A 3,881-nucleotide genomic window follows, 5' to 3' on the forward strand; every position below is an offset into this window, starting at 1 on the left:
ACTCAGGGCGTCACCTCCAGCCCCGAGGTGTCCTGCGCCGGTTGGTGGCTGCCATACAGCGCCAGATGCCCGCTCAGGGCAGTATCGATGTGATAACTGGCCCCGTAACGGCGCGCGTTGCGGGCGAAGGCACGCCGCAATTCAGCATCCCCCACCAATCGCCCCAACGCCTCGGCGTAGCGCTCAGGCGTGTGCTGGTCGACCACCAGGCCGTTGCCGACCCGATGCACCACCTCGGCACAGCCGCCGACATCGGTGACCAGCACCGGCAGGCCACTGAGCGTCGCCTCCAGCAGCGAGATCGGCAGCCCTTCCCAGGCGGATGACATGATGAAGGCATCGGCGCTGGCCAGCAGCCCCGCCACATCCGAGATATTGCCCAGCAAGCTGACCTCATCATCGAGCCCGAGCGCCTCGATCTGCGCCATCAGCTGTGCCTTGTGCGGGCCCTCACCGGCGATCCTGAGCGTGAACGCCAAGCCCTGCGCCTTGAGTCTGGCGCAGCTTTCCAGCATCAGGGGGTATTGCTTGGCATCGGTCAGACGACCGATCGCCGCCAGCTGTACCGGGGCCTGCTGATTCGCCTCCCGCCAACCACTGGCCTTGAGACGCGCGCCGGAGACGGCGTTGTCGATCTGCACCACCGGACGCGCCGCAATCGGCGCCAGCTTGTCGGTGCAGGCGCGACAGATACCGACGTAGGCCGTCACGCGACGATCAAACAGCCGGAACATCCAGGCCGGCGCGCCCAGCTCGATGCTGTGCACCGTCATCATCACCGGCAACTGGCGCGGCAACCCAAAGGCGAACATCAATGCGTAATACAGGTGGCAGTGCACCACATCCGGCGCGAAGCGCGTCACTTCCCTGCGCAGCCTCGTCGCGCCTCGCCACGGGCGGCGGCGTGTCTCGATGCCCAGAAACGAGTAGCTGACATTGCCGGCACTCAGCTGGCTCAGAAAGCGATGCTCGTATTCGAGGTCACGGCCACATTCCGCGGCGGTTTCCAGAAAGGTGATATGCACACTGTGGCCAGCGGCCACCATCGCCAGACTCAGGTCCTTGACGTAGACCTCGGCGCCGCCAGAGGCGGGAGTCGAGATGACATGCATGATTCTCACGGCGATAGCCTCCTGCTGTCGTTCATGAAAAAAGTGAGGGCGGCTGCCCTCACTTGTCTGTCCACTGGCTGTCTTGCCTTGCTTACCACCCTCATCCAGGCGGTCGTCATGCCGATCAGATCACCTTCAACAGCGCCGGGGCTTCCAGGCCCTCAAGCAGCGTGCGCCAGCTGGCCTCGACGGTATTGCGCGAGAAGCGGTCCAGGCCGTAATCCACATTGGCGCGCAACCTGTCGAGCACCGCCTCATCCCCCAGCACCTCATCAAGCTGACGGGTCATGGCTTCCACATCGCCCTGCGCGACCAGATAGCCATTGACGCCATGCTTGATGATCTCGCCCGGCCCGGCCGGACACGCGAAGCTGACACAGGGCACGCCACAGCTCAGCGCCTCGACCAGCACCAGGCCAAAGCCCTCGAAGCGCGACGAGAGCACGAACAGGTCCGCCGCGGCGTATTCGCGCCGAATGTCCCGGCATTGGCCCGGCATCTGCAGCTGATGGGTGATCTTCAGTCGCTCGGCCTGCGCCATCAGGGCGCCACGCTCTGCACCCTCGCCGACGATGCGCAAGACCCAGCCATCACGGGTCGCCTCAGGCAACGCCGCCCAGGCCTCAAGCAGCAGATCGAAGCCCTTCTGCGGCTCGAGGCGGCCGACGGCCACCGCCACCCTGGGCGACCTGGCGTCTCGCAAGTCCGCCACCTGCTCAGCACTGCTCTCACGGCTCTGATGCGCCTGACGCTCGGCAACGACATGCTCCAGCGGATTGAGGTTGGGGACCACGCTGAGTCGCTCGCGCGCGGCTGGATGCAGACGCTCCCAGTAGTGGCGGTCTTCATGCGACAGCACCACGATGCGGTCGGCGCGATGCGCCGCCAGACGCCGCGCCGTATCACGGCGAGCAATGCCGAGATCCGAGGTGGCATTGAAGTGCTCCCAGCACAGATAGCGCGTGCGGCGACAGAGCAGCGTCGGCAGCAGGAAGGGCAGGAAGCCGATGCTCTCGACCACCACCACCACGTCCGGGCGCTTGCGCAGCACCACCCACAGCAGACGCAGGAACAACCACAGGCCACGCACGGCGCCCAGATGCGAGCGCTCGGGATAGAGTGATTCGTGCACGATATCGTCATGCAGCGGATAGGGACTCTCCGCCGGGCCATATTCGCTGAGTATCTCGACCTGATAATCGCCACTGGCGGCCAGCATGTTGGCGGTATCGGCGCAGGCACGTTCGGTGCCGCCGGTGCGTGACTGGGCACCTGTATAGAACAGGATATGTTTATCAGTACTCATGAGGCGTATTGGCTCCGGCGGACAAGTTGCCGGGACAATGCCGGGCTCACTGCATAGCTCATCAACAGCGCCTGCTCCTTCAGCGAGAGCTGGCGCAGAGATGACCAGGACGCTTGTCGCACCTGATCGAGCACGACCTTGCGCACCCGCGAATCATCCGCCGTCTTGTTGATCGCCTGGCGCATGATGAAGCTGACGCCGACGAACCGCAGGCCGCGGATTTCCAGCAGGGCCATGCCGTGCGTCGCGGCGAAATGCTCACGATAATGCTCCGCGAAGACCCGCCAGCTGCGGTGGAACTTGTCCAGCTCCTGGTTGCTGAACGGCTTGCGCGTCAGAGAGCCGTCACTGCGCTTGTCGAAGTAATACAGCACCTCGGGCAGATACAGCACGCGCTCTGCGCGTCCGAACAGATCCAGGTTATAGAGGCCATCCTGCGATACGGGCAGATCAGGGAAGCTCAGCGAGCAGGCCAGGTCAGCGCGGATCGCCTTGCCCCAGGGAGACGACACGATGGTGTCATGCATGAAGTCACGAAAGGCCCGGGCCAGCGGGCGCTCCTCGGCCTGCTGGCAGAATGCCAGGCTGTCGTGATCGCCCTTGGGGCCTTGCAGGCAGTAGCGGAAGACCACCGCCTCGGGCGAGTCGAACGCCTCGATGCGGGCCTGCAGAATATCCAGCGCGCCAGGCGCGAAATGATCATCAGCGTCACAGAACAGCACATAGCGGCCGCTGACCAGGCTCAGACCATGATTGCGCGTGCCACCCGGCCCCATGTTGTGAGGGTTGCGGCGCAGAACCAGCCGCCCGGGGATGTCAGGCGTCTCGCCGGGCGGCGTGGACATTGAGGATTGCTGCTCCATTTGCTGCTGCGCCTGTCGCTCAGCCCACAGGAACCCATCATCCGTCGAGCAATCATCAATGATGATGTGTTCATAGGATGCTTGGTTGTCACGCAAGCTGTTGATACAGCGCGCAAGACCATCCCCTGAATTGTGATTTGGCGTCACGATGGAAAAGTAAGGCGACTTCCCTGTATAGCGTTCCATGCCCTGCCTTCTTTATTGTTCACTGTCATTGACCAGCACAGCCGACCAGCGCCCTCGAAGCAGAGCACACACTGCACTGAAGAGTGGGTCAGTTCTTGCGACTGACTTTTATTCGCAATTTCTTATATTTTAGTGCTTGAGTCCCGTTCATCCGCCAGAAGCTGATCCTGGACTGAAGATGACAGGTGAGCGACGTCACCCTGAGGAGTGGACACTGGAGGGATGTCCGCTCGTGAGAAAGGTAGTGGCAGAAAGTGGCAGCAAATGGCGACACTTCCTGCCCCGCCGTTGACCACAGACTAATAATCCCCCCCAGCCCAAACAAGCTGCGCTGTCGCCAAAAGCCGAAATCATGAGCGTTTATGCGCCAATCCTCCGGCAACTCATGCCAGATACTGAGAATCAGTGACTACT

Annotated in this window: 3 protein-coding genes; all 3 read right to left on the minus strand. The window is 62.7% G+C overall.

Features of this window, described 5'->3' with window-relative positions; all coding sequences use genetic code 11:
• Positions 1–2: 2 nt before the first annotated feature.
• The 3 genes from AC4FAH_RS13775 to AC4FAH_RS13785 all read right to left on the minus strand — a co-directional run bounded on the left by AC4FAH_RS13775 (position 3) and on the right by AC4FAH_RS13785 (position 3,467).
• Positions 3–1,112, minus strand: a complete 1,110-nt coding sequence (locus AC4FAH_RS13775; RefSeq protein ID WP_317292945.1) for a glycosyltransferase family 4 protein — start codon at positions 1,110–1,112, stop codon at positions 3–5.
• Between the two features lie 124 nt (positions 1,113–1,236).
• Complete coding sequence (locus AC4FAH_RS13780) at positions 1,237–2,418, minus strand: glycosyltransferase family 4 protein (RefSeq protein ID WP_490246232.1); 1,182 nt, start codon at positions 2,416–2,418, stop codon at positions 1,237–1,239.
• Positions 2,415–3,467 (minus strand): glycosyltransferase family 2 protein, encoded by a 1,053-nt coding sequence (locus AC4FAH_RS13785; RefSeq protein WP_043336949.1) that lies wholly within the window; start codon positions 3,465–3,467, stop codon positions 2,415–2,417. The genes AC4FAH_RS13780 and AC4FAH_RS13785 overlap by 4 nt, the downstream gene beginning before the upstream one ends.
• Positions 3,468–3,881 lie beyond the last annotated feature (414 nt).

The sequence above is a fragment of the Cobetia sp. genome (genome assembly GCF_983723665.1).

Excerpts from the sequence above, each read along its gene's own strand:
- AC4FAH_RS13775 (WP_317292945.1), bottom strand. The coding sequence starts at position 1,112 with ATGCATGTCATCTCGACTCCCGCCTCTGGCGGCGCCGAGGTCTACGTC.
- AC4FAH_RS13780 (WP_490246232.1), bottom strand. The coding sequence starts at position 2,418 with ATGAGTACTGATAAACATATCCTGTTCTATACAGGTGCCCAGTCACGC.
- AC4FAH_RS13785 (WP_043336949.1), bottom strand. The coding sequence starts at position 3,467 with ATGGAACGCTATACAGGGAAGTCGCCTTACTTTTCCATCGTGACGCCA.